This window comes from Allobosea sp. (assembly GCF_048595345.1).
Taxonomy (GTDB): Bacteria; Pseudomonadota; Alphaproteobacteria; order Rhizobiales; family Beijerinckiaceae; genus Allobosea.
In genome coordinates, this window is record NZ_JBMDWH010000004.1 from 1 (window position 1) to 2,390 (window position 2,390).

Below are 2,390 nucleotides of genomic sequence, written 5' to 3' on the forward strand. Positions count from 1 at the left end.
GCCGACCGCGACCGCTCCGGATCTTACGGCCCGCGGCCTCACCAACGTGCTGCGCACCTGCGGCCGCGACGACCAGCAGGCCGAAGTCGCCGCCGCCTATGTCCTGAAGAACCTGAAGGACAAGAAGGTCGCCGTGATCCACGACAAGGGCGCCTACGGCAAGGGCCTTGCCGATGCGTTCAAGGCGGCGATCAATGCCGGCGGCATCACCGAGGCGCTCTATGATTCCGTCACGCCGGGCGAGAAGGACTTCTCCTCGCTGCTCACCCGCCTCAAGGCCGATGGCGTCGAAGTCATCTATTTCGGCGGCTATCACCCGGAAGGCGGCCTGCTCGCGCGCCAGCTGAAGGACCTTTCGGTCAACGCCACCATCATCGGCGGCGAAGGCCTGTCGAACAGCGAATATTGGGCGATCGGCAACGAAGCCGCTGCCGGCACGCTGTTCACCAACGCATCCGATGCGCTGAAGAACCCCGATTCCTCGGCCGCCGTCGCAGCGCTCAAGGAAAAGGGCATCCCGCCGGAAGCCTTCACGCTCAATGCCTATGCCGCCGTGGAAGTGCTGAAGGCCGGCATCGAAAAGGCCGGCAGCGCCGATGACCCGGCCGCTGTCGCGACCGCGCTGAAGTCCGGCGAAGAGATCCCCACCGCCATCGGCAAGCTGACCTACGGCGAGACCGGCGACCTCACCTCGCAGAGCTTCTCGCTCTTCAAGTGGGAAGACGGCAAGATCGTCTCCGCCGAGTAAGCCGGCGCGATCTGGAGATGCGAACGCCGGGGCCCTGCCCCGGCGTTTTTGTTTGTGGAAAGGATGCTGCCCCTCATCCCTTGAAGGTTTATCGCCCGGCGCGGAACTTCTCCTTCAGGCGTGCGATATCGGCATCGCTCCAGTCTCGCACATCGGTGACGGCGATCCATGGGTCGATATAGTGCTCGCCGGCATAGACATGGCCCAGGCCCATCGGTGCGGTGGTGGCCATCGCCATGTCGAGCGTCAGTTGCAGGAAGGTGACGACGGGGTACCACTGGAAGTCCGGCGAGACATCCGGCCCGCGCGGCACGGCCATCCAGGCGGGCTGGCGGTAGAGCGAATAGGGATCGTAGAAGGTCACGGGATCGCTGGCATATTGCAGGTAGACGATGCGCATCGGCCCCCAATGGTCGCCGGCCTCGGGCAGCACGTTCTTCTGGCTGGTGAAGCGCACATAGGAGCCGTCGCGGAAGCGCGGCAGCCAGGCCGGCGTACCGGGATTGCGGTCGGCGGTCATCTTGCGCCAGATGCGGCTGGGAAACGGCGGCCCCGCCCACAACGCCCCCTGATAGGGATCGCCGATCATCTCGAACAGTTCGGCGGACTGTTCCGACGACAGCGCACCGAGGCTGAGACCGTAGAGATAGAGCTTCGGACGGCTGTCCTTCGGCAGCGTCGTCCAGTGATTGTAGACGGCGCGGAACAGCGCGCGGGCCGCCTCCGCGCCATAATCCGGCTCGGCGATCAGCGACAGCCAGCTTGCAAGATAGGAATACTGGATGGCGACGCTCGCGATATCGCCGTGGTGCAGGTATTCGACCGTATCCAGAGCCTCGGGATCGATCCAGCCGGTGCCCGTCGGCATCACGACCAGCAGCGTCGAGCGCTCGAAGCCGCCGACGCGGATCAGCTCGTCGAGCGCGATCTTCGCGCGCGCCTCCGGCGTTTCCGCTGCATTGAGCCCGGCATAGACGCGCAACGGCTCGACCGCCGGCTTGCCGGTGAAGGAGGCAATGTCCTGCGCCGAGGGGCCGCTCGCCACGAAGGAGCGCCCCATGCGGCCAAGCTCGTCCCAGCGCACCAGCGAGGCGGCACTTCCCGATTTCAGCGGATCGGACGGCTCCTCCGTGTCGGGCTCGATGACCTGGTCGAGCCGCCGGAAGGACGAATCCGCCGTGTGCAGCACGAAGCGCAGCAGCAGCCCGTCGGCCATGGTCCAGAACAGCGTGGCGGCGAGCGCCGTGCCGATGACGTAGGAGAGCCGTCGCGGCGCGGCGACGCGCGTCGTGCTGGCAATGAGCCGCACGACGAGGGCGAACAGCTTGCCGACGGCAAGCAGGAGCAGGAAGATGCCGAGCGCGATGGCGCCGACATAGAACGGATGCGCCGTCTCGATCGGCGGCAGATGCATCAGCGTGCGGATGGAATTCTGCCACTCGGCCGCCCGCCAGAGGAAGACGAGCACTACGATGGCGCAGAACGCGCCGGCTGCGACCCGAAGCCACAGCCGCACCGGCCCCTGCGTCACCGGCAGCTCGAACCAGCGCCAGAGCGCGGCAAGCGCGACGCCCAGTCCATAGCCGCAGGCCATGGCGACGCCGGAAAGAATGCCCTGCGTGACATAGGTGCGCGGCAAAAG

At 66.4% G+C, this 2,390-nt stretch carries 2 protein-coding genes; one reads left to right on the plus strand and one right to left on the minus strand.

Going from position 1 to position 2,390, the window contains the following annotated elements:
- On the plus strand, positions 1 to 748 hold a 748-nt coding region (locus ACOJTB_RS00605), incomplete at its 5' end, for a branched-chain amino acid ABC transporter substrate-binding protein (protein ID WP_420100572.1).
- 88 nt (positions 749 to 836) lie between these two features.
- Here the strand turns inward: ACOJTB_RS00605 and ACOJTB_RS00610 are convergent.
- Positions 837 to 2,390 (minus strand): alpha/beta hydrolase (locus ACOJTB_RS00610; protein ID WP_420100573.1); only part of this gene is annotated, 1,554 nt, incomplete at its 5' end.